Raw genomic sequence first — 25,309 nt, forward strand, 5'->3', positions numbered from 1 at the left:
TCGCCGTGACGCGTATCCGACCGGCGTCTATTGCTTCGGCACCGCAGCCGCCGGCGGGCGACCGGACGGATTGGCAAAGAAGCGGAAGAACTCGGAATCCGGCCGCAGCAGGAAACGGGTATCGTTGGAACGAAGCCCGGTCTCGTAGGCCGACATCGAACGGTAGAACGCGAAGAACTCCGGGTCCCTGCCATAGGCCTCGGCGAACAGGCGGTTGCGTTCGGCGTCGCCGACGCCGCGGGTCTGCTCAGCGGTCGAGTTCGCGTCGGCGACGATGACGACCGCTTCGCGGTCGGCCTTGGAGCGAATCTCCTGCGCTTTCTGGCCGCCCTGGGCACGGAACTCCTGGGCCTCGCGCTCACGCTCGGTCTGCATCCGCTTGTAGACCGCCAAGCTGTTCTGCTCCGGCAGATCGGCGCGGCGGATGCGCACGTCGACCACCTCGATGCCGTACTGATCGGCCTCGCGGTCGAGCTGGTCCCGGATCCGCGTCATCAGGCCCTCGCGTTCGTCACGCACCACGTTGATGAACGTGACCTCGCCGAGCACGCGGCGCAGCGCCGCGTTCAACAGTGTGGTGAGCTGGATGTTGGCGGCCTGGATCGAGCCGATGCTCTGATAGAAGCGCAGCGGGTTCTTGATCCGGTAGCGGGCGAAGGCGTCGACGACGAGCCGCTTCTGGTCGGAAGCGATGACTTCCTGCGAGGGATTCTCCAGGTCGAGAATGCGCTTGTCGATGCTGATGACGGTGTCGATGAACGGCGCCTTGAATTTGAGGCCGGGCTCCGACACGACGTCGACCGGCCGACCGAGCCGGACCACGAGCGCCTGTTCGGTCTGCGACACCGTGAAGATCGAGCTGTAGCCGACGACCACCACGAGGAGCAACAAGACCAGGGTGACAATACCTGCGACTGGAGACCTCATCGCGTACCTCCGGTCTGCTGCTGGGAAGCCGTTGACGGCGGACGCCGCGGCGTCAATTCGCTGAGCGGCAGATACGGCACCACGCTCTGTCCGGAACCGCCGCCGTCATAGACCAGCTTCTCGGAGCCGCCGAGAATCTTTTCCATCGTCTCGAGATAAATACGTTGCCGCGTCACGTCGGGCGCCTTCTTGTATTCGTCGTAGACCTTCGTGAAGCGCGAGCTTTGGCCCTTGGCCTCGGCGACCGCCTGTTCCTTGTAACCTTCTGCGACCTGCAGGATCTGCGCGGCGCGGCCGCGCGCGTCGGGAACGACACGGTTGGCATAGCTCTGCGCCTCGTTCTGCAGCCGCTCGAAGTCGGCGCGCGCGGCCTGCACGTCGCGGAACGCGTCGATGACCTGCGTCGGCGGATCGACCTTCTGCATCTGCACCTGAGTGATCAGAACGCCGGAGCCGTAGGTGTCCAGCGTCTTCTGCATCAGTTCCTGGACAGCCTGCTCCGTCGTATTGCGGGCGCCGGTGAGGATCGGCTGGATCTGCGAACGCCCGATCACCTCGCGCATCGCGCTTTCGGCCACCGCCTTCACGGTGCCTTCAGGGTTCTGGATGTTGAACAGGAAATTGCCGACGCCGTTGGGCTTGATGCGCCACAGCACCGTGAAGTCGACGTCGACGATGTTTTCGTCGCCGGTCAGCATCAGGCTTTCCTCCGGCACATCGCGCATGGTGCGGCCGCGCCGCGCCGGATCGTCGATCAGCGACATGCCGATCGAGAGGGTGGAGACGCGCAGCGCCTTCGGCAGCAGCACGGTTTCGATCGGGTACGGCAGGTGATAGTTCAGGCCGGGCTCAACGGTGCGCACGTGCTTTCCGAAGCGCAACACGACGCCGAGCTCTTCCGACTGCACGCGGAAGAAGCCGGACAATCCCCAGATCGCCAGCGCGCCGACCAGCACCAGGGCGATGCCCATGCCGCTGAAATGACCGCCCGGCAGAAGCTGCTGCAGCTTGTCCTGGCCGCGCCGCAGAAGGTCCTCGAGATCGGGGGGCCTTGGCCCGGCCGACTGCGGACCGCCTCCCCATGGTCCCTTGGGACCCTGGCCCCAGGGGCCTCCGCCTTGATTCTTCCACGGCATATAAACTCTCCTCTGCGGGGGGCCGGATCCACCTGTTGGGATGGCTTGGGCCTCGCATATCCGCCCGGCTTTATAGGGGACCGCTAGCCCCCTTACAACGCAAGCTTCCGGCTCGAAGCAGCTATGATCGAGGCCATAATTGTCAATGCAAACATCGGTTAGCGAGGTTAACGCGGCTTGCGCCGACGATATGTCACATAGGAAAAATCGGCACTGTCCTGCAGACCGGCCGGATTTCGCACGCGCCCAACCTCTTCCCATACGGACGGATCGACGGCCGGGAAACGCGTGTCGCCATCGGGGCGGGCGTGCACTTCGGTAATTTCCAGACGATCGGCGCTGTCCATCGACTGCGCATAGATTTCCGCGCCGCCGATCACGGCGATCTCAGTGGCGAAACGCCGCAGCGCATCGCCGGTCGCAATCGCCTTCGCATCGGGGAAGGAATGGGTAACCACGACGCCACCCGCGCGAAAATCCGGATCGCGGGTCACGACGATATTGGTCCGCCCCGGAAGCGGCCTGCCGATCGATGCGTGGGTCTTGCGTCCCATCACCACGGGCTTGCCCAACGTCAGCGCCTTTAATCGCGCCAGGTCGGATTTCAGCCGCCACGGCATGGCGCCGTTCGCCCCGATCACACCGTTCTCGGCGACCGCAGCAATGAGAACGATTTCCATCACCGGGTCCCCTGTGCCAGAGCCGTCAGCGCCGGACCGCCGACCCGGCAGATCGTCCACTCGCCCATCAGTTCGGCGCCGAGCGATTTATAGAATGCGATCGACGGCGCGTTCCAGTCGAGCACCGACCATTGCAAGCGCGACCAGCCGTTCTCCAGGCATTGCTGCGCGAGGTTCACCAGCAATGCCTTGCCGATGCCCTTGCCGCGCAGAGCGGGACGCACGAACAGATCTTCCAGATAGATTCCGGAGCGGCCGCTGAAGGTCGAGAAATTGACGAACCAGACCGCGAAGCCGGCAGGCTCACCGTTCCACTCGGCGATCTCACAGAACAATCGCGGATCGTCGCCGAACAGAGCCGCATCGATATCGGCCTCCGTCGCCTCCATTTCATGAAGCAGCTTTTCGTATTCGGCGAGTTCGCGAACAAAGGACAGGACGAGTCCCGCCTCGCCCGGCCGCGCCCGGCGGATGTTGAGAGACATCAGGCGCTCATACCGCTGCTGCTCATACGGCGACTTCGGCCTTGATGTGCGGATGCGGATCGTAGCCCTCGAGCGAAAAGTCCTCATAACGGAAGGCGAAGATATCCTTCACGTCCGGATTGATCTTCATGACCGGCAATTGGCGCGTCGGCCGCGTCAGTTGCAGCCGGGCCTGCTCCAGATGGTTGACGTAGAGATGCGTGTCGCCCAACGAGTGTACGAAGTCGCCCGCCTTCAAGCCCGTCACCTGCGCCACCATCATGGTCAGCAGCGAATAGGAGGCGATGTTGAAAGGCACGCCGAGGAACACGTCGGCGGAACGCTGATAGAGCTGGCACGACAGCTTGCCGTTGGCGACATAGAACTGGAACAGGCAGTGGCACGGCGGCAGCGCCATCTTGTCGACGTCGGCCGGATTCCATGCACTGACGATCAGCCGCCGCGAATCCGGGTTACGCCTGATCATGTCGATGACGTTGGAAATCTGGTCGATGCTGCGACCGTCCGGCGCCGGCCATGAGCGCCATTGCGAGCCATAGACCGGGCCGAGATCGCCATTGGCATCGGCCCACTCATCCCAGATCGAAACGCCATTGTCCTTGAGGTATTTGATGTTGGTGTCGCCGGCGAGGAACCACAGCAATTCGTGCACGATCGCCTTCAGCGGCAACCGCTTGGTGGTCAACATCGGAAACCCTGCCGACAGGTTGAACCGCATCTGGTGCCCGAAGATCGACAGCGTGCCGGTGCCGGTGCGGTCGTGCTTCTCCGCACCGTCGGCGAGAATCCGTTCAAGCAGGTCGTGATACTGGTTCATGGCTGACGTTTCGGGCCCTTTGTCGAAGCGGCGAATTTAGCGGCCGGAATAGCCGATCGACACGCCGATTCGACTTCCCGCCGTCGATTATACCCGGAAAAATGATCATCCCCCGCGCAAACGACAAGGGGCGGAACTTGCGTCCCGCCCCCGACCTATCGTCTTGATTTTGTGGATTAGTTGACCGGCTTGAGCACCGGCGTCCACTTTGCGATTTCGCTGTTCACGAGCTTGCCCAGCGCCGCCGGGGTGCGATCGGCACCGGCCGGGATGACGCTGCCGAGCTCGAGCAGTCGCTTGCGCACCGCCTCGTCATCGAGCGCCTTGACGACCGCCTCGTTCAGCTTGGCGACGACTTCCGGCGGCGTGCCCTTCGGCGCGAAGATCGCATTCCAGGCCTGGGCCTGGAACGCCGGCAGGCCCGCTTCCGTGGTGGTGGGAACATTCGGCAAGGACGGGTTGCGCTCGGCAGTCGCCACCGCATAGGCCTTGATCGTACCGCCGTTGACCTGCGGCACGGCGTTGACGATCTGGTCGCACATGTAGTCGACCTGCCCCGCCACCAGCGCGTTCATTGCTGGACCCGTGCCGTTGAAGGGTACACCGACCGGCTTGACACCCAGCACCGAGTTCAGCAGTTCGCACGACACGTTCGAGACCGAGCCGACGCCGGCATGCGCTGCGTTGACCTTGGTTTCGTTCGCCTTCACGTAGGCGACGAATTCCTTGAGGTCCTTCGGTGGGAAATCCTTGCGCGCCAGGATCAGGATCGGCGTGCCGGCCAGCAGCCCGACCGGCTCAAAGCTCTTCTCGGGGTGGTAGGCGAGATTGGGATAAAGCGGCACCGAGGCCGCATGCGTGCCCATATGCCCCGTAATCAGCGTATAGCCGTCATTGGCGGCGCGCGAGGCACGCGTGGTGGCGGTGGTGCCGCCGGCGCCCACCACGTTCTCGATGATGATGGTCTGCCCCAGCGTTTGCGCCATATGGCCGGTGACGATGCGCGCGATGACATCAGTTGGTCCGCCGGCCGCGAACGGCACGATCATCGTGATGCTGCGCGTCGGATAGGATTGAGCCTGCGCCTGAGCCGTCAGCGATGCGAACCCGGCAAGTGCAGCCAGGCAGCCGCTCACAAGCGAGCGTCCATAGAAGTTCATGTCGAGTTCCTTCAACCCTTAAACAAATGCCGGCTCTCCCAAGCCGGCATCTGCATGTCATATCAGTTGGCGCGAAGTCAAACAGGTTGCAACCTGCGGCGCACCGCCGCAGGTTTAAAGGTTAATTCTCGGATTCGACGAACACCTCGTCGCGCTTCTTTCGGAGGGTCGGCAAGACCGCCAGCACGAGCAGGCCGGCGGCGATCGCAATCAGCACCGCCGACAACGGACGGGTCAGGAATACTGACCAGTCGCCGCGCGAGATCAGCAGCGCGCGTCGCAGGTTCTCTTCCATCAACGGCCCGAGCACCATGCCGAGCAGCAGCGGCGCCGGCTCGAAATCGTGCTTGATCAGCCAGTAGCCGACCAGTCCGAACACGCCCGCGAGGATGACGTCGGTAGGCGCGTTGTTCACCGAATAGATGCCGATGGCGCAGAAGATCACGATGCACGGAAACATCAGGCGGTACGGCACCCGAAGCAGCCGCACCCAGATGCCGACCAGCGGCAGGTTTATGATCAGCAGCATCAGGTTGCCGAGCCACATCGAGGCGATCATGCCCCACACCAGTTCCGGCTGCTTCTGCATCACCTGCGGACCCGGAACGATGCCGTGAATCGTCATGGCGCCGACCATCAGCGCCATCACCGCGTTCGGCGGAATGCCGAGCGTCAGCAGCGGAATGAACGAGGTCTGCGCCGCGGCATTGTTGGCGCTCTCGGGCGCCGCAACGCCTTCGATCACGCCGTGGCCGAACCGCTCCGGATGCTTAGAGATCTTCTTCTCGAGCGTGTAGGCCGCGAACGACGCGATCACCGCGCCACCGCCCGGCAGAATGCCGAGAATCGACCCGAGCACGGTGCCGCGCAGGATGGCCGGCGCCGAATCCTTGAGATCCTTGGCCGTCGGCATCAGTCCCGTGACTTTCTGCTGGACCAGTTCGCGATCGCTTTCGCTGCCGGCATCGAGGTTGCGGATGATTTCGGCAAAGCCGAACAGGCCCATCGCCACCGTCGCGAAGCCGAGACCGTCGGCGAGTTCCGGAATGTTGAAGGCCATGCGTGAGGCGCCGGTTTCGATGTCCGAGCCGACCATCGAGAGCAGCAGTCCGAACACGATCATGGCGATCGCCTTCAGCACCGATCCCTTGGCGAGCACCACCGCGAAGATCAGGCCGAGCACCATCAGCGAGAAATATTCGGCTGGGCCGAACGCCAGCGCGAGCTTGGTGAGCGGCGCGCCCAACACGGCGATCAGAACGGTCGCGACGCAACCGGCGAAGAACGATCCGATCGCGGCGATCGCCAGCGCCGGACCGGCGCGGCCCTGCTTCGCCATCTGGAAGCCGTCGAGCGCGGTCACCACCGACCCGGCCTCGCCGGGAATGTTGACCAGGATCGAGGTGGTCGAACCGCCATACTGCGCGCCGTAATAGATGCCGGCGAGCATGATCAGCGCGCCGACCGGCGGCAGGCCGAACGTGATCGGCAGCAGCATCGCCACCGTGGCGATGGTGCCGATGCCCGGAAGCACGCCGACCAGCGTGCCGACGAGCGCGCCGATCAGGCACAGCATGAGGTTGATAGGGGTGAAAGCAACGCCGAAACCGAGGGCGAGGTTGGAAAACAGATCGGCCATTACGCCCTCACTGAATCAGGAAACGTGGAAAGAGCTGCAGCGGCAGCCCGAGCGCATAGGGGAAAAGCAGGCTGCAGCCGATCGTCAGGCAGATTCCGACGATGATGGTCTCCTTCCAGCGCGTCTCCGGCGTTCCCATTCCCGCGACCATGAAGGACACGAATGCCGAGACGACGAGGCCCATCGGGCGGATGGAGACCGCAAAGCACAGAATCGAAAGTGAGACGAAAAACGGCCCCCGCCAATGATACTTAGCGACATGCGGCCCCTCGAAAATCAGACCCATGACAGCAATCCCTGCGCCAAGGAGCAGCAGCAAGACCCCAAACATGCGCGGCGCCGTGCCGGCGCCAAAGGAGAAGCCGCGCATCCCCTGCAGGTCGCTCGACGCCCACAGGGCGAAGGCTGCGACCGCCATGAGGACAATCCCGCCAACAAAATCCTGCGGGCAACGGACCCATTTCGGCATGACGGAACTGACCGGCCCATGGCTCGGCGTATCACTCATCGATCTCTCTCCCCAAAGCTTCTGCACTAACTGGATAGCTGTTTGAGCTGGCCCGGGGCCTTGCTAGCGATTTTCGTCAGATAAGGCCAGCAAAACCCAAAGCGCCTCCAGCCAGCAACATCCATAGCGGATTAAGCCGCGTAGCAAAGGCCAGTACTGCCGCGGCAACCGAGATCAAGGCGGCCACCCAGCTACGGTCGGAAGTTTGCGCCAAAATCAGGCCGCTGGCGCCCATCAGGCCGATCGAAAGCGGAACGAGTGCCGCCTGGATGATGGCGGGCCAGCGCGCATGGCTCGATCTGGCCAAAAGCCCGCTGACATAATAGGCCACCACCGCCGTCGGACCGCACATCGCAACCGTAGCGGCCAAGGCACCCGCGATGCCCGCCACGTGATATCCGATCAGCGTCACAATCAGCACGTTCGGTCCCGGCGAAAGCTGGGATATGGCAAAAATGTCGGCAAATTGCCGCTCGTTCATCCAGTGCCGAACGTCTACCGCAACGCGATGCATTTCGGGAATAGCCGAATTCGCGCCACCAACCGCGAAAAGCGACATCAATGCGAAACTCCAAAAGAGTGTCGCGACCGGATTGGCGTCGGAGTTCATGCTTTCCCCCGGCGCCGGACCAGGACGGTAATGGCGAGGCTCAGCGGAATCGCTATCAGCAGCACCATCTGCAGCGGCAGCCGCAGCACTCCGATCGCAAAAAACACAGCGATCAGGATCATTAGCCCGGTGGCATCGCGCCGCGTGACCAGCGGCATTGCCATTTTGAAGACAACCGCGATCAGCAGCCCGACCGCCGCGCAGGATATGCCGGCCAGAATCCGCCGCAGCGCATCGATCTCGCCGTAACGGGCATACAGCGCCGCAAGGACGATCGCGATCAGCATTGGCGGAAAGACCAATCCCGCAAAGGCCGCGATGCCGCCGGGAATGCCGCGGAAACGTGAGCCAAAGACGACGGACAGATTGACGATGTTCGGGCCTGGCAGGAAATGGCACAGCGCGAAAGTCTCGTTGAATTCGTCCGCCGTCATCCAGCGGTGCTGGTCGACGATGCCGCGCCGGGCCCAGACCAGAACACCGCCAAAACCCGCCAGCGACATTTTGGCGAAGGCGACGAACAGTTCGAGCAGACCGGGCGGGGTTGGCGGCGGGAACGGGGAAAGATCCGGCGCCGGAGCGCCTGCGGACGTGGAATTTTCGGGCATGCCCAGAATCTAGAACGGCGGCAGGTCGGAGGCCAACCCAATCGACGAATTGTCCAGTCCGTTGGGTACCTTCGGCCTGTTTTTCTACAGATTTGCACCCTATATTGGGGGTGCCGGTTCGCCGGATATGGAAATAAATGACCGTCGCAATAAACCATTCGGACCCGGGGGCAGTACCCGGCGCCTCCACCCAAGCCCACCCCCTCGAGGCGGGTTTCGGCGGGGGCGAACCAGGATCGACGAGGGCGTAAAGGGCGAGTTTTTTCTCGGTATGGTTCCGCCGTTATCGGGCTATGCAATAGTTGCAAACGACAACTATGCTCCGGTTGCTCAGGCTGCGTAACGCAGTTTGAAAGACCAAGTCTAAAGTCCTGATGGGTTAAGCTCCGTCAGGCGGGGTTCGGAGGCACCTGGCAACAGAAGCCTCCACTTCAACTTTTTTACTACCTGCCGCCGCCTCCGTTCTGCCGCAAATTCGCACAGTCACGCCTGCTGACCTGCGGCCTCCGCCGGGGTAGCATGTGTCAAGGGGCGAGTCGGGCGACCGGCGGCCATCCAACGTAACAGGACGACCATGGCGACCGATCATATCCGTTATGACGTGCTGGCGCGCGACGCGCTGCGCGGCGTGCTGCGCCGCGTGCTGACCGACGCCGCCGAACACGGCCTGCCGGGCGAGCACCATTTCTTCATCACTTTCCTGTCAACCGCCGACGGCGTGAAGTTGTCGCCGCGGCTGCTGGCGCAGTATCCGGAGGAAATGACGATCATCCTGCAGCATCAGTTCTGGGATCTGGTGGTGACGGAGGATCGTTTCGAAGTCGGCCTGTCGTTCGGCGGCATCCCGGAGCGGCTGGTGGTGCCGTTTGCGGCGATCAAGAGCTTCCTCGATCCGTCGGTGCAGTTCGGCCTGCAGTTCGAGCCGTCGGAGGCGACGGCCGAGGCACCTGCAGCCAAACTGCCGACAGTTCCCGCATCACCTCCCCTGCCCGTCGTCGCGGCGGAGCCCGCGGCGGAAAGCAAGGACGACGAGCCGGCGAAGACGGGCGAAGGCGCGGAAGTGGTGCGGCTGGATCGTTTCCGCAAGAAATAATCGGCACGCTGGACCATCGTCGACGCTGTAGTGTTAACGTTGCGCCCTTTCATGGCGCAACGGACACGGTGCATGGCCCGCAGAGAAACATCCGGAAACAAATCCACCCGCAGCGAGACCGATAGTTTTGGTCCGATCGACGTTGCCGCCGACCGCTATTGGGGAGCGCAAACCGAGCGCTCGCGCCAGAACTTCAAGATCGGCCACGATCGCATGCCGATGCCGATCGTGCACGCGCTCGGCATCGTCAAACTCGCCTCCGCCCAGACCAACCGGGAACTCGGTCTGCTCGACGCCCGCCGCGCCGGCGCCATCGTCCGCGCCGCGCGAGAGGTGATCGAAGGCAAGCTCGACGATCACTTTCCGCTGGTGGTCTGGCAGACCGGCTCCGGCACCCAGACCAACATGAACCTCAACGAGGTGATCGCCAACCGCGCCAACGAGATTTTGGGCGGCAAGCTCGGCGCCAAGGAACCCGTGCATCCCAACGATCACGTCAACATGAGCCAGTCGTCGAACGATTCATTTCCGACGGCGATGCATATCGCGGCTGCGGAGCGCATCCTCACCGACCTGATTCCGGCGCTCACCGAACTGCATCGCGAATTGCGCAGGAAGGAAAAAGCGTTCGCGAAAATCGTCAAGATCGGACGAACCCACACCCAGGACGCGACGCCGCTGACGCTCGGACAGGAGTTTTCGGGCTACGCTGCACAGGTTGAGAGCGGCCTGGCGCGGCTGCGCATCGCGGTGAAGGAATTGTTCCCGCTGGCGCAGGGCGGAACGGCCGTCGGCACCGGTCTCAACTCGAAACCGCGATTTGCAAAACTGTTCGCTCGCCACGTAGCGAAAATCACCGGGCTGCCGTTCAGCAGCGCGCCAAACAAGTTCGAGGCGCTGGCTTCCAACGATGCCTATGTCATGGTGCACGGCGCGATCAATTCGGTGGCCACCGGTCTGTTCAAGATCGCCAACGATATTCGCCTGCTCGGCTCCGGGCCGCGATCCGGTCTCGGCGAACTGATCTTGCCGGAAAACGAGCCGGGCTCGTCGATCATGCCGGGCAAGGTCAATCCGACCCAGTGCGAAGCGATGACCATGGTCTGCTGCCAGGTGTTCGGTAACCAGACAACCGTCACCGTCGCCGGAAGCCAGGGACACTTCGAATTGAATGTTTACAAGCCGGTGCTTGCATATTGTATGATACATTCCATTCAACTGCTGTCGGACGCGTCGCGCTCGTTCACCGAACATTGCGTGGCGGGCATACGCGCCGACGAAAAGCGAATTCGCGATTTGATGGAGCGTTCGCTTATGCTGGTCACCGCACTGGCTCCGAAGATTGGATACGACAACGCCGCGAAGGTCGCCAAGTCGGCGCACGCGCGCGGCACGACGTTGAAGGAAGAGGCGGTGCGCCTCGGCTTCGTCAGCGCTGCCGAGTTCGAACGCCTCGTGCAGCCTGACAAAATGACACACCCGGGATGAACGCCGCGGCGACCCAGCCCCGGGAAACTACGGTGAATGATTATTGTTCTGGATCATACGCAAAGAATGAGGTTGATCATCTATCGTGATTGCGTCGACGCATGCTAGGAGCAGCGATATTCGGTTTTCGCAGAGCGAAACTTATTTTTAAATGCTATCAGCAATGCTACACGGGGATTCCGAATGAAATTTGTCCGCGTTCGATATTTCGACGTTTTTGCAGCCGATGAATTATCATGCCTTCGAGTCGCCGGATGATGGAGGCGAACATGGCAGACCTGATCAACCTGAAGCGATTCAAGAAGCGTAGCGAACGGGAACAATCGGCGAAACAGGCCGATGCCAACCGCGCACGGTTTGGCCGCACCAAGGCGGAGCGTGCACTCGATGAACGGCGCAAGGATCTCGCCGGCAATTTCCTGGATCAGCACAAACTCGATGACGGAGGCGCATCATGAAATCACCCGTCGTCAAACGCTCTATCGTCGTTGCCGGCCACAAGACCAGCGTCAGCCTCGAAGAGGCCTTCTGGAACGGCATGAAGGAAATTTCCGGACTGCGGAACATGACCTTGTCGGAACTGGTCGGCGAGATCGACGGCAACCGCCAGCAGGGCAACCTGTCCTCGGCGATCCGTCTCTTCGTCCTCGACTATTTCCGCAACCGCGCCATGCCGCCTGCGGCCGTCGTGCAGGACGGGCCGCGGGCGCAGGCCTAGGGCATCGGTGACGAGCGGACGCGCCTCGCGCTGGCGAGCATGCTGATCGCGGCGCCGGATCTGCTGCGGCTCGACGAGCCGACCAACCATCTCGATCTCGCACCCATCGAAGAACTGGAAAACGCGCTCAGGGGCTTCGACGGTGCGTTGATCGTAGTCAGCCACGATGAGACGTTTTGTGGGCGATCGGAATCGAACGGGAGATCGCGCTGTAGGGCGAGGCGATCGCACCGGTGGTTTGTCAGGCCTGCGCAAAAATTCGTCGGACGCAGCGGCGCCCTCCGTAACCACTGGAGAGCGGCGACGTGGCCGCCGGAACGCTGGTGCATTGGGGTGCCGTCGGCGGACCAGACATCAACCTGTGGACCCTCCACCCGTCGCGGCGGCTGTTGAGCGCCCGCGTATCCGTGTTCCTCGATTATCTGAAGAAAGCCTTTCCGAAGGGCACGCCCGACGAGTTGGCGTCCGACATCGGGGGATGACCCAGAACGTCCAGTGCTAATTTAGTCTAATTCGGGCGCGGCGGCGGATTGCCGACCTGCGGCGTCAGCGCGAGCGGCGGACGCGGCGAAGGCTTCGGCCTCGGGGCAGAGCCCGGCGCCGGACGCACCTCGATCGGGGGCGGCAACGGCGCGACCTGCGGCTGGCCTGCGGCTTGTGCCGGTGGCGCATTGACCGCGGGCGCGGTGGGCGGGCGCGGCGACGCGGCCTTCTTCGCCGGCGGCCGCCGCGGATCTCGGCCGCCCTTCTGGATCGCCGGCGCGGCCGGGACGGCGGCTTCCGGAAGCGGGCTCACGCCCTCCGGCGGCAGCACGATCGGCGCCGGCGCGGGCGGCGGCGGCTCGCCGCGTTCGATCGCATCGAGCCTTTTTGTTTCGTGGTCGATTGCGCGCACCGCCAGCCACGACGACAAGGGCGCGACGTCGACGCTGCGGTTCAGCGCGTCGGGCGTGCCGACGGCGAGCAGTTGGATTTCGGGACGCCCGGTGGTCATCGTGAGCGAAAGTGCGGCGCGGATATCGGCCTGATCGGCGGTGATGTCGTAGCCGCCGGAGATGGTGGCCCGCACGCCATTGCCATCGAGCGCGGTGGCCCCGACCCGAAGCCGGCCGTCCCTGATCGTGAACGGAATCTGCGCGGACGGAATCACCAGCGCGCCGGCCGGCAAGGCGGCCTCGACGATCTGCTTCAGGCGGACATCGTCCTTGGCCTGCCCGCTGTCATGGGCGCGCACCGCGACTTCGAAGGCACGCGGATCGAGACCTGCGATCTTCGCCGCCTCCAGCGTCAGCGTTCCGCTGCCGGACAGCGCGCCGGCCAGCGCCGCGGCGCTGCGGCCCTGGCTCGTCAACGTCATCTGCATCGACGCGCGCCCGACGGGCATCGCCAGGTTGCGATAGCGCAGCGCCGGGCCGTCGACACCGGCGAACTGGACGCTCGCGTTCAGCGCGACGCCGTTCGCACCCTGCTTCGCGTCCATGCTGGCGGTGACCTCACCGCCGCCAATGATGCCCTTGATGCCATCGAAGCTGAGCGACTGGCCGTCGCTCTTGACGATGCCGCTCACCGGCTGCAATTCGCTGCCGCCCGGAAGCTGACCCCGCAACGCCTGGAACGCGATCCTGCCGCGCCAGCCCTTCGCCAGCCCGGTGCCGAGCGGCTCACTCGGCTCGTGCCCGGCGGCGCCGAGCGCGAGCGCAAAGGCCGGCGCCAGCGCAAACTGCTCGACGCCGATCTCGCCGTCGATCTCCTTCTCCTCGCCGAGCGTCACCGTCACGTTGCCGCGCAGGCGCGAACCGCCAAAACTGCTGTCGAGATCGTCGAAGGCCAACTTGTTGCCGGTCAGTTGCACCCGCGACGTCAGACTGATGTTCTGCGCCAGCGTGTCCCCCGGCTTGAGATCGAGCAGCGGACCGAAATCGGCGCCGCGCACTTTCAGTGATAGGTTTGCCTTGGCTTCCTGCGCCCATGGTTCGGCGGTTCCATCCGCCTCGGCCGCCAACGCCGTTCCCGAAAGTTTTGCCTTCAGCCGCAACGGACTGCCCCATCCGCCGGTCGCGCTGCCCTCGAATTGCGCCGGGCCGTCGCCCGCCGCCACCATGCGATCGAGGCCGAGCAGGACGAGCAGCGCCCGCCCCTGCTCGGACGATAATTTCGACTCGACCCCGACGTCGCTGCTCCGGAGTGCGGACAGGTCGAGGACCTGTAGCGCGGCAACGGCCGGCTTGGCGGTGATCGTGGTGACCCCCTTGAGCAGCGCCGAGTCGAGATCGGCAGTGGCGCGCGCCTGGACGCGATCGGGCTGCCCGGCAATCCCGGCGAGATCGACCGCCAGTTTCAACCGCGCCGGGCCTTGGTTCGTTCCTTGGCTGGTTCCTTGGTTCGTCCCCATCGCATTGATCCGCGCGGCCAGCGCCGGCGACAAGGGAACGATCAGGCTGGTCAGGCGGTCGAGCGAGACGGCGCCCGAATTGAGCGCGAACCATCCGGTGGCCGTGCCCCGGTCGAAATTGCCCGCCCCGTCCAACGTGACGTTTTCAATCTGGCCGATCTTCAAATGCTCGAGCGTCAGCTTCGCGGGTGAGTAAGCCAGGCGGGCCAGCAGCGGACTGAGTTCCTGTCCGGCGGAGACGGCGCGGCCGACATCCAGCGAAAGCTTGCCCTCATCCGGCCAGTCGCCTTGCGGCCCGGCCAGCGATTTCAGAAAGGCCGTGGCGGCATCGAGATCGAGGCGCTCGGCCTTCAGATCCGCTTCGACCCGGGAGCCGTGATCGGCTTGCTTGTAGGATACAAGCACCCGCCCCCCGACCGTGCCGCCTTCGATGTCGGCCTTCATGGCGTCGATGGCAAAGCCATCCGGCGCCACGGTCACGTCGCCGCGCAGCCGAAGCGTCTTCTGGCTGCGATAGGCGGTGTCACCGCGGCCCTGCAGCCAGGTCAGCAGCGCCTCGGGATCGGACGATTCGACGCTGAGCGCGACCTTGAAACGATCCGGCGCCAGGTTCTTCGCGCCAGCGTCGCTGAGCGAAACCCTGGTTGCGCCGGGAGCGCGAAACTCCAGCCGCCGCAGGCTCCAGGATTTGTCGTCGCCATGCACCTCGGCGGAAATATCCTGCAATGGGCGTCCGCCCAGCATGACCTGCTCAGATGCCAGTTCGACCTGCACCGGTACAGGCAGATGCGGCACGAGGGTGGCGAGCGCCTGCAACGCCGGCAGCGCCCGAACCGGCTCGGTGGAATTGTCCCTGGTGAAGAACCTGTCGGCATCGAGCTGGCGCGCCGACAGGCCCGCCCGCAACAGCGGCGCCGCGCCAAACTTGATGTCGCCGCTACCCGAAAGCTTCAGCGCGCGCTCCTCGGGACCAAAACTCGTCTCGATCTGGTCGAGCCGCGCTGCCAGGTAATCGGCCTTGATTTTTGTCGCGATCCGCCACGGCGGATCGTTGCCCCGTCCCTTCTGGCCGGGCGGGGCGACCAGCGTCAGCGCGCCTTCAAAGCGCGGGCTGCGCGAATCGAAGTTCAGCACACCGTCGAGATCCGCCAGCAGCGCGCGGTCACCCGGATCGATATTGAGATGGACGCGGGTGCCGTTGCCATCCGGCCCCTGCCCCGAGGAGATGCGGAACGGATAGCGCGCGCCCTTCAGCAGAAAGTTGCCGTCGCCGCGGACCGAGCCCGCCAATGAGCGCACATCGCCGCTGAAGGCGATATCGTTCAGTTCGAGCGTCGAGCGGCTGGCAGCGTCGTGCAGGGCGATACGGCCGGTGAGATTGAGCCGGTCGATCGCCAGCGAGGCCAGATTGACCGTTCCGGTGGATGCCGGCCAATCGATCCGCCCCTTCGCATCGAGCCCGAGATCGAGCGACAGGCCGTTGATGGTCAACTCGGTGGCGCGCACCTCGCCGCGCATCAGCGAGCCCAGGCTGAATTCGACGGCGAGCTTGTCGGCGCGAACCTTGCCGAGATCGTTGGCACCGCCGACCGCGACCGAATGCAGTTGCAACGATGGCGCCGGCAGCAACCGGGCGTCGAGCTTGCCGCCGATCCGGACCGGCGCCCCGATGATCCGGGCCGCCTCGGCCTCGAATTGCGGCCGGAACTTGTTCCAGTCAATGAAATACGGCCCGACAAGTGCGGCGATCAGCGCAATGATGAAGGCGATGGCCAGGCCGAGCAGCGTCGTCTGCACGGTATCTCCCCTTGAACCGCCCCGGCGCGCGAGCCGCGCCACGCCGAACCCGGCCCCGGAGCTATCCGGAATATAGAGAGAAGTACGGCGAAGTCACAGCGGCATACTGACAGCCGTCCCCACCCGGCTCCGTTCATCGGGGCCTAGGGTTAAGGCGGCCGCGCAAGGCAGTGCGGGCCGGCTACCAGCTCGCCGGCAGGCGCTTCAGGCCGCGCAGCACGAAGGTCGGCCGCCATTCCGGATTGACGGCGTCATCCAGCCGCAGATCCGGGAGCCGCCGCAGCAGGGTCGCGATCGCGACCTCCGCTTCGAGCCGCGCCAGCTGGGCGCCGAGGCAGAAATGGATGCCGCCGCCGAAGGATAGCGGCCTGACGTTGGGCCGGGTGATATCGAGCCGTTCCGGGTGGTCAGGATAGACCGTCTCGTCGTGATTCGCCGAGCCGAGCAGGCACAGCACGCTCTCGCCCTTCGGGATGCGCTTGCCGCCGAGGTCCTCGATGTCTTCCAGCGCCACCCGGCCGGTCAGCTGCACCGATGAGTCGTAGCGCAAAAACTCCTCGATGGCGTTGGTGATCAGTTCCGGTTTGGCCTTGAGCAGCGCGAGCTGGTCGGGATTGCGGTACAGCGCCAGCAGGCCGTTGCCGATCAAATTGACCGTCGTCTCGTGGCCGGCACCGAACAGCAGGATGATGTTGGCGGTCAGTTCCTCATTGGAGAGCTTGCTGCCATCTTCTTCGGCCTGCACCAGCTGCGTGGTCAAATCGTCGCCCGGATTCTTGCGCCTCAACTCGAACAATTGTTGAAAGTACATCGCCGCCATCGCATTGCCGGCGTTGCCCTTCTGGATCTCCTCCGGCGACAGCGGCACCGGATCGAGCAGCCGGCCGCCGTCGCGCGAACCGGCATAAAACGCCTCGCGATGCTCCTCGGGGATTCCGAGCATGTCGCAGATGATGGTGACCGGCAGGCGGAACGCGAAATCCTCGATCAGGTCCATCTTGCCCTGCGGGATGATGCGGTCGAGCGTCGCGTCGACGACCTGCTGGATGCGGGGGCGCATGTCCTCGACCCGGCGCGCGGTGAACGCCTTCACCACCAGCCCGCGCAGGCGGGTGTGGTCCGGCGGATCCTGCTGCAGCATCCAGTGGCTCATGCTGCGGAACACCGGCTCGTCCATGATTTTCGGGCCGTAGCGGCGGATGGTGCGCTCGACGTAATCCTTGCCGAACCGCTTGTCGCGCATCACGAGGCTGACCTCGGCGTGGCGGCTCGCGACATACATGCCGAGCGGCGTCAGGTGCACCGGGTCGGTGCTGCGCATCCGCTCGTAATGCGGATAGGGGTCGCGGATGAATTCCGGCGACAGCGGATTGAACAACGGCGCGCTGGCGGCAGTCTGAACATGCTCGTTCATGGTGACCTCAACTGGTTACAGGCTGCGCGCGGTTCAGCGCGTTTTCTCCCGGCCGATCGATGAAATTCGATACATTGTTGTATTGAGTTGCATTCTCGCCTAAACTTGCCCGATGTCAAGACTGCGAACCAGGCCGACCCGTGACGACACCCGCGAAAAGCTGTTCGAGGCGGCGGCGCGCGTGTTCGAGGAACAGGGCATCGGCGGCGCCAGCATCGAGGCGATCGCCGCGGCGGCAGGTTTTACGCGCGGCGCATTCTATTCGAACTTCAAGAGCAAGGACGAACTGATCATCGCCATGCTCGAGGATCACGTCGAGCAATCGATCGCGCGCATCCGCGACCTCCTCGAGCGTCACAAGAACCTCGCCGACTTCATCGAGGCGCTGAAGACCATGGGCCGCAGCCAGCAGGATCCGCTCGGCCGCTCGCCGCTGCTGCACATGGAGATGATCCTGTTCGTGGCGCGCGCCGAGAAACGCCGGCCCGAACTCGCCGAGCGGCTGCGCGCCCGCAGAAAGCTGGTCGCCGACATCATCGAGACCACGGCGAAGAACAGCGGCCGGCAGACCATCCTCGATCCGTCCTGGGCCGGTGCGCTGGTGCTGGCGCTCGAAGACGGCTTTCGGCTGCACCGCCTGATCGATCCCGAGACCACCTCGCCCGGCAGCTTCTTTCGTGCGATCGGCGACCTGCAACGCGCGATGGGCATTTCACAGGCGTCAGATGCCGATCTTCGCCTCGCGAAAGTCATCACGACCCGCTAGTTTGAGTGGATGACTGCGAACGCCGACACCACGCATTCGACGCATTCCGCGCAGCGGGGACGACCCCTGACGCGCCTCGCCCTGATTTTCCTGTGCCTCGGCGCTGTAACCCACGCCAAGGCGGAAGAAGCCATCTCGCTCGCGCTCCCGATCAAGTGCCAGCCAGGCGTGAGTTGCTTCTTTCAGAACTATGTCGATCACGACGCCTCGGACAAGGTCCGCGACTACCGCTGTGGCGCACGCAGCTATGACGGTCACGATGGCACCGATATCCGGATTCGAAATCTGGAAATTCAAAGACGAGGCGTCGAAGTGCTCGCCGCGGCGCCCGGCCGCGTGATCGGCGGGCGAAACGACATGGACGACGTTTCGATCAGGGCCGCAGGAAAGGCCGCTATCGCCGGCAAGGAATGCGGCAACGGCGTGCTGATCGAGCATGCGAACGGCTGGCGCACCCAATATTGCCACATGGCCAAGGGCAGCGTCCGGGTCAAGCCCGGCGACCGGATCGCGACCGGGCAACCGATCGGCCTGGTCGGGCTGTCCGGAGATACCGAATTTTTTCATCTTCACTTCACCGTGCGGTATCGCGACAAGGCCGTGGACCCGTTTGCCTATGGCGCGCCGGAAAAGGCCTGCGGCGGCGGCCGGTCGCTGTGGGCCGCTTCGCTCGGCGAGCAGATGCAGTACAAGCCTCGTGAAATCATCGATTACGGTTTTGCCGGGATCGCCCCGACCATGGCGCTGATTGAATCAGGTGAGATCGAGAAGCATCCGGTCGCGACGACCTCGGATGCGCTCGTCGCCTATGTCAGGGCGATCGGCCTGCAGGCCGGCGACCAGCAAACGCTCGCCGTGCAAGGCCCCGGCGGCACTGCCTTGCCGAACAACGCCCTTCCCGCGCTCGATCGCGACAAGGCGCAGTTTCTCGTGCTCGCCGGAAAGAAGCGCACCGAGGCGGCGTGGCCGGCTGGGCGCTACGTTGCGACGTACACGGTGACGCGCGATGGCGCGGAGGTATTGCGGAAGACGTTCGAGGTGGAAGCGGGCGCGCGGTGATTCATCAAGTCGAAGTGCGGCCTCGCATCTTTGCAGCCGCTTCGCGCGCCACGCGGCAGAACAGGCTGAGGGTCGGGCTCACATGGCGGTGCTTGAGCCGCACCAGTCCGACCGGCCGGCGCGTCGTCGGCATCCGCATGCGAAGCGGCACCAGTGTGGGGTGCGGCGCCGGATAGCGCAACGTGGCCCTGGGAAGGATGGTCAGGAACGGACCCGCCGCAAGCATATTGATCTGCATCGCATAGGAGCCGCACGTCACCGTCGGGGCGGGAACGCTCAGGCCTTCCGCACGAAAGGCTTCCTCGATGAATGGACGGAGAAAGGAGGTCTCCGGCCTGCCGAGCAGCCATTTCTCGTTCATCAGACTCCGGAGCGTGAGATTCTGGCGACGGACGAGCGGGTTATGCTTTCCCGCGATCACGGCGAGTTCGTCCTCAAACAGCGCCTCGCCCGCAAGATCCTCGTAGCGGTCGAAATCCGCCGCCATACGGGTCACGGCAATGTCGATCTCGCGTTGACGCAACCTTTCGTGCAGCCCCAGCGTATCGTCGGCACGGATGACGAAGCCGATCTTCGGATAGGCCTGCGACATCGTCTGGATGATGGTCGCCGTCAGCGCCGTCATCGGTTCCGTCGTGCCGATCCGAATTTCGCCCTGGGTGGGGTCCGCCAGGGACGTCAGTTCGCCCAGCCCCTGCTTGAGCTCATCGGTAACGGCAATGGTGCGGCGGCGCAGTGCACGGCCGAACCTCGTCAACTCCACGCCGGTCGAGGTCCGGTCGAACAGCGGCACGCCGAGCAGGTGCTCCATGTCGGCGACGACACGGGAAACGGCCGGCTGCGACATGCCGAGCCGCGGCGCCGCCTTCGCCATGCTGCCCGCTTCGGCGACGGTGTCGAGAATCTGGAGATCGCGGAGTTTCAGCCGCCGCAGGCGCAGATCCTCCATCCCGCCTCCCCTATCTGGTTTCCTGATATCCATATTCGATAATCGAGCTTCCGGGTATAGCCGAAAGCCGGCGATGATGAGGCCGCATCCGAACAGGAGGTCAACATGCGGCTTACCCGGATTGTCGTCGCGATCGCTGGCCTTGCCACGCTGGCGCTTGCATCCCCTCTCGCGGCCCAGACGCGCACTCCGCCGCTTCGCATCATCTATCCATTTCCCGGCGGCGGCTCCGGCGACGCCCTGACCCGGCTGATTGCCGACCGGCTCGGCACCGCGCTGGAACGCCCCGTGATCGTCGAGCCACGTCCGGGGGCTGCGGGACGTCTCGGTGTGCAGGCCGTCAAGACGTCGGAGCCGGACGGCAACACGCTGCTGGTGACGCCGATCGCGCCGATGGCGGTGTATCAAAGCGTCTATCCCGCGCTGGAATACGATCCAGTCAAGGATTTCACGCCGGTGTCGCAGGTTGCCACGTTCGATTTCGGCATCTGCATCGATCCGAAGATTCCGGCCGGCAACCTCGCCGAACTCGTCGCCTGGCTGAAGGCGAACCCGGGCAAGGCGAATTTCGCCACGCCCGGCCCGGGCACGCTTCCTCATTTCTTCGGATTGATGTTCGCCAACACCGCAGGCGTGCCGCTGCAACATATCGCCTACAAGGGCGGCGTTCCCGCACTCACCGACCTCATGGGTGGCCGGATGCCGGTCGTCCTGCTGTCCACCAATGAACTGGTGGAATTGCACAAAGCGGGCCGGATACGCGTGCTGGCCACATCAGGCGCAGAACGATCGGCGTTCCTGCCTGATATCCCGACCTTCAAGGAAAGCGGATACGACATCGAAGGCCGCGGCTGGTGGGGTTTCTTCGCGCCGGCCGGCACGCCCAGCGCGGCGGTGTCAAAACTGAGCGGCGCCATCGCGAGAATTGTCCAGGGCGAGGACGTCAAGGCGCGCATCGCGCAGTTCGGGCTGAAGCCGACAGGAACGTCGCCGGAGGAGTTTGCCCGCATTCAACGTGAAGACATCGACCTCTGGGCCGCGCCGATCAAGGCGTCCGGCTACAAGGCTGAACAATGACAACCGCCACGGACGCGCCATTCAGGGTGACGCTGCTGGGCAGCGGCATGCCGTCACCCGATCCGCTCAGGTTTGGGCCCGCGACGTTGATCGAGGCCGGCTCGCAGAAGATCCTGGTCGATGCCGGCCGCGGCGCGACGATACGCCTGTCCCAACTCGGGATTCCGATCGGCAGCATTGACCTCATGCTGCTAACCCACTTCCACTCCGACCACGTGGCCGGCCTGCCCGATATCTGGCTGACCGGCTGGCTCGGCGGCAAGTTCGGCGGGCGGACCCGGCCGATGCGCGTGCTCGGGCCGAAAGGCACGCTTCATCTGACGCATCATCTCGAAGAAGCGTTCGGCGCCGACATCGCCATCCGCATCGCCGATGAAGGCCTGCCACCCGATGGCGCTCGCATCGATGCCGACGAATTCGAGCGTGATGGCGTCATTCACGATCGAGACGGCCTGCGCGTCACCTGCTTCGAGGTCGATCATGGCGACAGGGTCAAGCCGGCCTTCGGCTATCGGTTCGATCACGCGGGAAAATCGGCCGTACTGTCTGGCGACACGCGCTATTGCGAAAACCTGGTCGCGCACGCCGATGGCGTCGATCTCCTCGTTCACGAGGTCGCCATGACCAGCCCCGCTTCGATGGCCATCGAACGTATTCGCCGCGTCATGGAACATCACTCGACGCCGGCCGACGCGGCGCGGGTTTTTGCAAGATGTACGCCCTTGCTTGCCGTCTACAATCACCTGGTGCTGATCAGCGACGGCGTGAACGCTACACCATCCGTGCAGGAACTCATCGACGCCACCCGGCAGGAATATGCGGGTGCCTTCGTGGTCGGCGAGGACCTGATGGCATTCTGTCCGTGAGCGCGGATCACTTCCGCCGCGCACCCTGAACTAACCTGCGCGGCTCCCGACATGCGCCTTGTGCATCTGGCCGGCGACCGCCCTCACCTTGCGCGGCGATGCCTGCCAGATCGCAAAGGCCGACAGCAGGCTGACCGCGATGCCGAGCGCAAAGGCCGAGGTGTAGCTGCCCGACAGATCATACAGCAGCCCGGTCGCCCACGGGCCTGCGGCGCCGCCGGCCAATGCGGCCAGCATGATGGTGCCGAAGATGCTGCCGTATTGCTTGCCCTGAAAAATTTCCAGCACCATCGCGCCCATCACCGAGGTCAGGCCGTAGCCGAGCGCGCCCTGCGTGAAAATCATCAGATAGACCAGCGGCAAGACCGGCGCGAATTTCAAAGCGATCAGCGCCGCAAAACAGATCGCAAAGCCCAGGCAACTGATCGCCCAGATCCATTCGCGGCCGATCCGGTCGGAGAGATGTCCGAGCCAGATCTGGCCGGGAATGCCGAGCAGGCTGACGACACCGAGCGCCCACACCGCGACGTTGGCGGAAAAACCGACGTCGAGCAGGAATTTGGTCTGGTGCACCTGCACCGCGTACCAGATGTACAAGCCGCAGAAATAGCCGAGCGAGATCCACCAGAATCGCGCGGTACGCAGCGCGCGGCGCAGCGTCCAGTCGGTATTGGCCCACACCGGATCGACGACGTTCGAGCGCGGGGCGGCCGATGTCGCCGACGGCGCGGCGGCGCCATCCGGCAGCAGGCCGATATCTTCAGGCCGCTTGCGCAGCAGGAGATTGATCGGCGCGAGAACGACGAGGATCAAGATGCCCATCGCGGTGCAGGCGGTGCGCCAGCCGGTCTGCTCGATCATGTGCTGCACCCAGGGCAGCAGGGTCACCGAGCCGATGCCGACGCCGGCAAAGGCGAGCCCGATGGCGAGGCCGCGGCGGCGGATGAACCAGTTCGGCAGGAACAGCGATTGGCCGGAATAGCCGAGGCACACGCTGCCCGCGCCGACCAGCACGCCGATGGTGAGATAGAGATGCCAGGGCTGTGTCGTCAGCGGCGCGAGCAGCAACCCGCCGCCCATCAGCCCAACGCCGAGTTCCATCACCGCGCGCGGACCGAAACGATCCATCATGCGCCCGATCAGCGGGCTGGCAACGGCAGAAGCCACGAAGCCGAACGAAAACGCACCGGCGGTGACGCCGCGCTCCCATCCGAACTCGGAAATGATCGGCGGGAAGAACAGCGAGAACGCCGTCCGCGCATTGACGCCGATCGCCATGGTGACAAACGTCACCGCGACGATCAGCCAGCCGTAGAAGAAGGGGAGAGGCATCAGGCCATCATTCCGGTTCTGGTCCGTCGGACCGGGCACAAATCGACACTTATGTCATCACCAGAACGGACATTGGCGACCAGTCAATTGCGAGTTCAATCATGCTTTGGAGACGGAGAGCAATCACAATCGTATGTTGGCGCGGGCCCATTGCTTGAGCGTGTCGAAAACGTCGACGTCTGGCAGGTCGAATATTTCCTGACGCGACGAAATTCCGCCCGGATCCATTTCAAGCGTCTCCTTGAACAAAACGGCGGCCAGGAAATCCAGACCCAGTTTACGGAAACAAACGCCCGCCATGTATCGCCCCACCGCACTTGCCGGCGGCCCCAACATCGCCGCGACGACGTAGGCTTCGGCCGCCTTCTGCCAATTTTCCCGAAGGTAATGCACTTGGCCAAGCTCGGCCCAGGCCTTTGAATCATACGGGTCCACCCTGGTCAGTTCGGCCGCGCGCGATGCCGCCAACGCGAGATCATTCAGCCAAAGCGCCTCCTTCGTCCGGCTTTCCAGCACGGCGTGCAGGTTTTCCCGATAAAGGATTTCTTCCCCGGCCGTCGATGGCGCCAGTTCCCGCGCCCGGCGTTCTGCATCGTCCATCGTCCTGATCATCGCCACGCGGTCGCCGGCCGCCTGGGGCAGGAAACCCATTCCGCGAGAAAACCGGCTTCCGAACAATCGCGCGGCGAATCCGTTCTCGCTATCGCTTACGGCGGCAAACGCCGTCTCCAGCCGCTTGCTCCAATCATCGAGATCCGCAAAGGCGGCACGAGCCTTGGCCTTCTGAACGAAGACCATTGCCGTCGCATTGAAGCGCACCGGCGCGCTCGCCCGCTCGTCGAATGCAATGCTCTCAAAAGCCGCCATGGTTTCGGATACGTATCCCGATCGCTTCGGCAAATCCTGCATGAATTTTGCCGACGCGCGGCAGAATGCGAGTTGACCGGCACGAGCGTCAGCATCGCTTGCAGCCGCCCGTTCTGCAGGAATGAGCGCGAGTAGCGGTTCGTACAGGCACATTGCGTGAAGCAGGGCCGCGAGGCGGCATTGGCCCGCGGACGAAAGCTCCGGCCAAACCTCCAGGTCCCGGCAAAGCCTGCTCCACCGGCCTGTCCGCTGATCCCCGGCAAGATCGCGCGGATCGCTAATCGCGTAACGCGGCCCGGCCTGTTCCGCGAGCTGCGCGCGAAAGCCGGGCGACAACGCACGCTGTGGAAAGAACGAAGGGCTCTGCGGATCGGCATAGGCCTGCCAGGCGGCATCGACGGACCTGGCATGGGTCGGCCCGGCCTGGGGAAGCCCCAGGTCAAGGTACGGGCGGAGCAGCCAGGTCGAAAAACGGGAGTCGAGACTCCCTCCGAAGGCCCGGTCAGCCAAATCGCGCATGCAAGAGGCCACCGCAGGCGGCGCTGACATAAGCCCCGCTCTTTTTTTTCTTCTTCAGCCACGCACGGTAGTCGGCATTCAGCTTCTCGAACTCGGCGGCAAATTCCGGCGCATCCTGCCTGAAATATTTGATCGCGGGTTCGAGCGCATCGTACATGTGACAGATCGGCGTGACTTCGTAGATCTTGTCCTTGGCTCTGACGCCGCGCAGCAGCACCGCGATCGATTCCCAGGTCACGATGAGCAGCCGAGCCGCCGCCTGGCCTTCGCTGGTCGATCCCGACTCGACCAAAGACCGAGCGCCGCCAACCTCTCGGCGCATCACCTCCGCCGCGTAATAGTCGGAATTGCTTCTCATCAATTCGATACCAAGCAGAAGTTCATTCTGATCCACGACTGCCC

The 25,309-nt window shown here is 64.0% G+C and carries 24 protein-coding genes, 1 other RNA gene and 1 pseudogene; 10 read left to right on the top strand and 16 right to left on the bottom strand.

The window, feature by feature from the left end:
* Window positions 1–27: 27 nt before the first annotated feature.
* The 10 genes from hflC to QUH67_RS27925 all read right to left on the bottom strand — a co-directional run bounded on the left by hflC (window position 28) and on the right by QUH67_RS27925 (window position 8,570).
* Window positions 28–927 carry a protease modulator HflC gene (hflC, locus tag QUH67_RS27880; RefSeq protein WP_300942666.1) on the bottom strand — a complete coding sequence of 300 codons (900 nt, stop codon included), beginning with the start codon at window positions 925–927 and terminating at the stop codon, window positions 28–30.
* Entirely contained in the window at window positions 924–2,063 is a 1,140-nt protein-coding gene (hflK, locus tag QUH67_RS27885; RefSeq protein ID WP_300942668.1) for an FtsH protease activity modulator HflK, read from the bottom strand. The genes hflC and hflK overlap by 4 nt, the downstream gene beginning before the upstream one ends.
* 167 nt (window positions 2,064–2,230) lie before the next feature.
* Window positions 2,231–2,743 carry a dihydrofolate reductase gene (locus QUH67_RS27890; RefSeq protein WP_300948199.1) on the bottom strand — a complete coding sequence of 171 codons (513 nt, stop codon included), beginning with the start codon at window positions 2,741–2,743 and terminating at the stop codon, window positions 2,231–2,233.
* Window positions 2,743–3,228 (bottom strand): GNAT family N-acetyltransferase, encoded by a 486-nt coding sequence (locus QUH67_RS27895; protein WP_300942670.1) that lies wholly within the window; start codon window positions 3,226–3,228, stop codon window positions 2,743–2,745. Before QUH67_RS27895 ends, QUH67_RS27890 begins: the two co-directional genes overlap by 1 nt.
* A 22-nt stretch (window positions 3,229–3,250) precedes the next feature.
* Window positions 3,251–4,045 (bottom strand): thymidylate synthase, encoded by a 795-nt coding sequence (locus QUH67_RS27900; protein WP_300942671.1) that lies wholly within the window; start codon window positions 4,043–4,045, stop codon window positions 3,251–3,253.
* A gap of 176 nt (window positions 4,046–4,221) precedes the next feature.
* On the bottom strand, window positions 4,222–5,205 hold the full coding sequence (locus QUH67_RS27905; protein WP_300942673.1) for a tripartite tricarboxylate transporter substrate binding protein BugD: 984 nt from the start codon (window positions 5,203–5,205) through the stop codon (window positions 4,222–4,224).
* Window positions 5,206–5,326: 121 nt separating this feature from the next.
* Window positions 5,327–6,844 (bottom strand): tripartite tricarboxylate transporter permease, encoded by a 1,518-nt coding sequence (locus QUH67_RS27910; protein ID WP_300942674.1) that lies wholly within the window; start codon window positions 6,842–6,844, stop codon window positions 5,327–5,329.
* Between the two features lie 7 nt (window positions 6,845–6,851).
* Entirely contained in the window at window positions 6,852–7,352 is a 501-nt protein-coding gene (locus QUH67_RS27915; protein ID WP_300942675.1) for a tripartite tricarboxylate transporter TctB family protein, read from the bottom strand.
* Window positions 7,353–7,428: 76 nt separating this feature from the next.
* On the bottom strand, window positions 7,429–7,962 hold the full coding sequence (locus tag QUH67_RS27920; protein WP_300942676.1) for a chromate transporter: 534 nt from the start codon (window positions 7,960–7,962) through the stop codon (window positions 7,429–7,431).
* Window positions 7,959–8,570: a chromate transporter gene (locus QUH67_RS27925; RefSeq protein ID WP_300942677.1), complete on the bottom strand. Its 612-nt coding sequence runs from the start codon at window positions 8,568–8,570 to the stop codon at window positions 7,959–7,961. Before QUH67_RS27925 ends, QUH67_RS27920 begins: the two co-directional genes overlap by 4 nt.
* A gap of 73 nt (window positions 8,571–8,643) precedes the next feature.
* Between QUH67_RS27925 and ssrA the strand changes: the two genes are divergently transcribed.
* The 6 genes and pseudogenes from ssrA to QUH67_RS27955 all read left to right on the top strand — a co-directional run.
* Window positions 8,644–9,001: a transfer-messenger RNA gene (gene ssrA / locus QUH67_RS27930) on the top strand.
* A gap of 143 nt (window positions 9,002–9,144) precedes the next feature.
* Window positions 9,145–9,663, top strand: coding sequence for an SspB family protein (locus QUH67_RS27935; RefSeq protein WP_300942678.1), 519 nt, complete (start codon window positions 9,145–9,147; stop codon window positions 9,661–9,663).
* A 72-nt stretch (window positions 9,664–9,735) separates the two neighbouring features.
* Window positions 9,736–11,151 carry a class II fumarate hydratase gene (fumC, locus tag QUH67_RS27940; protein ID WP_320416104.1) on the top strand — a complete coding sequence of 472 codons (1,416 nt, stop codon included), beginning with the start codon at window positions 9,736–9,738 and terminating at the stop codon, window positions 11,149–11,151.
* Between the two features lie 269 nt (window positions 11,152–11,420).
* Window positions 11,421–11,609, top strand: coding sequence for a DUF4169 family protein (locus QUH67_RS27945; RefSeq protein WP_300942680.1), 189 nt, complete (start codon window positions 11,421–11,423; stop codon window positions 11,607–11,609).
* Window positions 11,606–11,869, top strand: a complete 264-nt coding sequence (locus tag QUH67_RS27950; RefSeq protein ID WP_300942681.1) for a ribbon-helix-helix domain-containing protein — start codon at window positions 11,606–11,608, stop codon at window positions 11,867–11,869. Before QUH67_RS27945 ends, QUH67_RS27950 begins: the two co-directional genes overlap by 4 nt.
* 290 nt (window positions 11,870–12,159) lie before the next feature.
* Window positions 12,160–12,351: pseudogene (locus QUH67_RS27955) on the top strand (LysR family transcriptional regulator); the annotation flags it as partial.
* 26 nt (window positions 12,352–12,377) lie between these two features.
* Here QUH67_RS27955 and QUH67_RS27960 read toward each other — a convergent pair.
* Together QUH67_RS27960 and QUH67_RS27965 are read right to left on the bottom strand one after the other, a co-directional pair.
* On the bottom strand, window positions 12,378–16,058 hold the full coding sequence (locus QUH67_RS27960; protein ID WP_300942682.1) for an AsmA family protein: 3,681 nt from the start codon (window positions 16,056–16,058) through the stop codon (window positions 12,378–12,380).
* Window positions 16,059–16,239: 181 nt separating this feature from the next.
* Complete coding sequence (locus QUH67_RS27965; protein ID WP_300942683.1) at window positions 16,240–17,472, bottom strand: cytochrome P450; 1,233 nt, start codon at window positions 17,470–17,472, stop codon at window positions 16,240–16,242.
* Between the two features lie 112 nt (window positions 17,473–17,584).
* Between QUH67_RS27965 and QUH67_RS27970 the strand changes: the two genes are divergently transcribed.
* Both QUH67_RS27970 and QUH67_RS27975 read left to right on the top strand, forming a co-directional pair.
* The gene (locus QUH67_RS27970; RefSeq protein ID WP_300942685.1) at window positions 17,585–18,238 is read left to right on the top strand and encodes a TetR/AcrR family transcriptional regulator; all 654 of its coding nucleotides are present in this window, start codon (window positions 17,585–17,587) and stop codon (window positions 18,236–18,238) included.
* Between the two features lie 9 nt (window positions 18,239–18,247).
* The gene (locus QUH67_RS27975; RefSeq protein WP_300942687.1) at window positions 18,248–19,297 is read left to right on the top strand and encodes a M23 family metallopeptidase; all 1,050 of its coding nucleotides are present in this window, start codon (window positions 18,248–18,250) and stop codon (window positions 19,295–19,297) included.
* 4 nt (window positions 19,298–19,301) lie between these two features.
* Here QUH67_RS27975 and QUH67_RS27980 read toward each other — a convergent pair whose 3' ends face one another.
* Window positions 19,302–20,246 carry a LysR family transcriptional regulator gene (locus QUH67_RS27980; protein ID WP_300942688.1) on the bottom strand — a complete coding sequence of 315 codons (945 nt, stop codon included), beginning with the start codon at window positions 20,244–20,246 and terminating at the stop codon, window positions 19,302–19,304.
* 105 nt (window positions 20,247–20,351) lie between these two features.
* Between QUH67_RS27980 and QUH67_RS27985 the strand changes: the two genes are divergently transcribed.
* Both QUH67_RS27985 and QUH67_RS27990 read left to right on the top strand, forming a co-directional pair.
* Window positions 20,352–21,323 carry a Bug family tripartite tricarboxylate transporter substrate binding protein gene (locus QUH67_RS27985; protein WP_300942689.1) on the top strand — a complete coding sequence of 324 codons (972 nt, stop codon included), beginning with the start codon at window positions 20,352–20,354 and terminating at the stop codon, window positions 21,321–21,323.
* Window positions 21,320–22,189, top strand: coding sequence for an MBL fold metallo-hydrolase (locus QUH67_RS27990; RefSeq protein ID WP_300942690.1), 870 nt, complete (start codon window positions 21,320–21,322; stop codon window positions 22,187–22,189). Before QUH67_RS27985 ends, QUH67_RS27990 begins: the two co-directional genes overlap by 4 nt.
* A 30-nt stretch (window positions 22,190–22,219) precedes the next feature.
* Here QUH67_RS27990 and QUH67_RS27995 read toward each other — a convergent pair whose 3' ends face one another.
* From QUH67_RS27995 to QUH67_RS28005, 3 genes are all read right to left on the bottom strand, one after another.
* The gene (locus tag QUH67_RS27995) at window positions 22,220–23,521 is read right to left on the bottom strand and encodes an MFS transporter (RefSeq protein ID WP_300942691.1); all 1,302 of its coding nucleotides are present in this window, start codon (window positions 23,519–23,521) and stop codon (window positions 22,220–22,222) included.
* A 123-nt stretch (window positions 23,522–23,644) separates the two neighbouring features.
* Window positions 23,645–24,907 (bottom strand): tetratricopeptide repeat protein, encoded by a 1,263-nt coding sequence (locus QUH67_RS28000; protein WP_300942692.1) that lies wholly within the window; start codon window positions 24,905–24,907, stop codon window positions 23,645–23,647.
* Entirely contained in the window at window positions 24,891–25,301 is a 411-nt protein-coding gene (locus QUH67_RS28005) for a hypothetical protein (RefSeq protein ID WP_300942693.1), read from the bottom strand. Before QUH67_RS28005 ends, QUH67_RS28000 begins: the two co-directional genes overlap by 17 nt.
* Between the last annotated feature and the right edge of the window lie 8 nt (window positions 25,302–25,309).

This window comes from Bradyrhizobium roseum (genome assembly GCF_030413175.1).
In the GTDB taxonomy this organism is placed as follows: Bacteria; Pseudomonadota; Alphaproteobacteria; order Rhizobiales; family Xanthobacteraceae; genus Bradyrhizobium; species Bradyrhizobium roseum.

Coding starts and splice junctions, on each gene's coding strand:
- QUH67_RS27950 (WP_300942681.1), top strand. CDS start 11,606: ATGAAATCACCCGTCGTCAAACGCTCTATCGTCGTTGCCGGCCACAAG.
- QUH67_RS27995 (WP_300942691.1), bottom strand. CDS start 23,521: ATGCCTCTCCCCTTCTTCTACGGCTGGCTGATCGTCGCGGTGACGTTT.
- hflC (WP_300942666.1), bottom strand. CDS start 927: ATGAGGTCTCCAGTCGCAGGTATTGTCACCCTGGTCTTGTTGCTCCTC.
- QUH67_RS27895 (WP_300942670.1), bottom strand. CDS start 3,228: ATGTCTCTCAACATCCGCCGGGCGCGGCCGGGCGAGGCGGGACTCGTC.
- QUH67_RS27970 (WP_300942685.1), top strand. CDS start 17,585: ATGTCAAGACTGCGAACCAGGCCGACCCGTGACGACACCCGCGAAAAG.
- QUH67_RS27935 (WP_300942678.1), top strand. CDS start 9,145: ATGGCGACCGATCATATCCGTTATGACGTGCTGGCGCGCGACGCGCTG.
- QUH67_RS28000 (WP_300942692.1), bottom strand. CDS start 24,907: ATGCGCGATTTGGCTGACCGGGCCTTCGGAGGGAGTCTCGACTCCCGT.
- QUH67_RS27915 (WP_300942675.1), bottom strand. CDS start 7,352: ATGAGTGATACGCCGAGCCATGGGCCGGTCAGTTCCGTCATGCCGAAA.
- QUH67_RS27910 (WP_300942674.1), bottom strand. CDS start 6,844: ATGGCCGATCTGTTTTCCAACCTCGCCCTCGGTTTCGGCGTTGCTTTC.
- QUH67_RS27890 (WP_300948199.1), bottom strand. CDS start 2,743: ATGGAAATCGTTCTCATTGCTGCGGTCGCCGAGAACGGTGTGATCGGG.
- QUH67_RS27945 (WP_300942680.1), top strand. CDS start 11,421: ATGGCAGACCTGATCAACCTGAAGCGATTCAAGAAGCGTAGCGAACGG.
- hflK (WP_300942668.1), bottom strand. CDS start 2,063: ATGCCGTGGAAGAATCAAGGCGGAGGCCCCTGGGGCCAGGGTCCCAAG.
- QUH67_RS27900 (WP_300942671.1), bottom strand. CDS start 4,045: ATGAACCAGTATCACGACCTGCTTGAACGGATTCTCGCCGACGGTGCG.
- QUH67_RS27920 (WP_300942676.1), bottom strand. CDS start 7,962: ATGAACTCCGACGCCAATCCGGTCGCGACACTCTTTTGGAGTTTCGCA.
- QUH67_RS27975 (WP_300942687.1), top strand. CDS start 18,248: ATGACTGCGAACGCCGACACCACGCATTCGACGCATTCCGCGCAGCGG.
- QUH67_RS27990 (WP_300942690.1), top strand. CDS start 21,320: ATGACAACCGCCACGGACGCGCCATTCAGGGTGACGCTGCTGGGCAGC.
- fumC (WP_320416104.1), top strand. CDS start 9,736: ATGGCCCGCAGAGAAACATCCGGAAACAAATCCACCCGCAGCGAGACC.
- QUH67_RS27905 (WP_300942673.1), bottom strand. CDS start 5,205: ATGAACTTCTATGGACGCTCGCTTGTGAGCGGCTGCCTGGCTGCACTT.
- QUH67_RS27980 (WP_300942688.1), bottom strand. CDS start 20,246: ATGGAGGATCTGCGCCTGCGGCGGCTGAAACTCCGCGATCTCCAGATT.
- QUH67_RS27965 (WP_300942683.1), bottom strand. CDS start 17,472: ATGAACGAGCATGTTCAGACTGCCGCCAGCGCGCCGTTGTTCAATCCG.
- QUH67_RS27985 (WP_300942689.1), top strand. CDS start 20,352: ATGCGGCTTACCCGGATTGTCGTCGCGATCGCTGGCCTTGCCACGCTG.
- QUH67_RS27925 (WP_300942677.1), bottom strand. CDS start 8,570: ATGCCCGAAAATTCCACGTCCGCAGGCGCTCCGGCGCCGGATCTTTCC.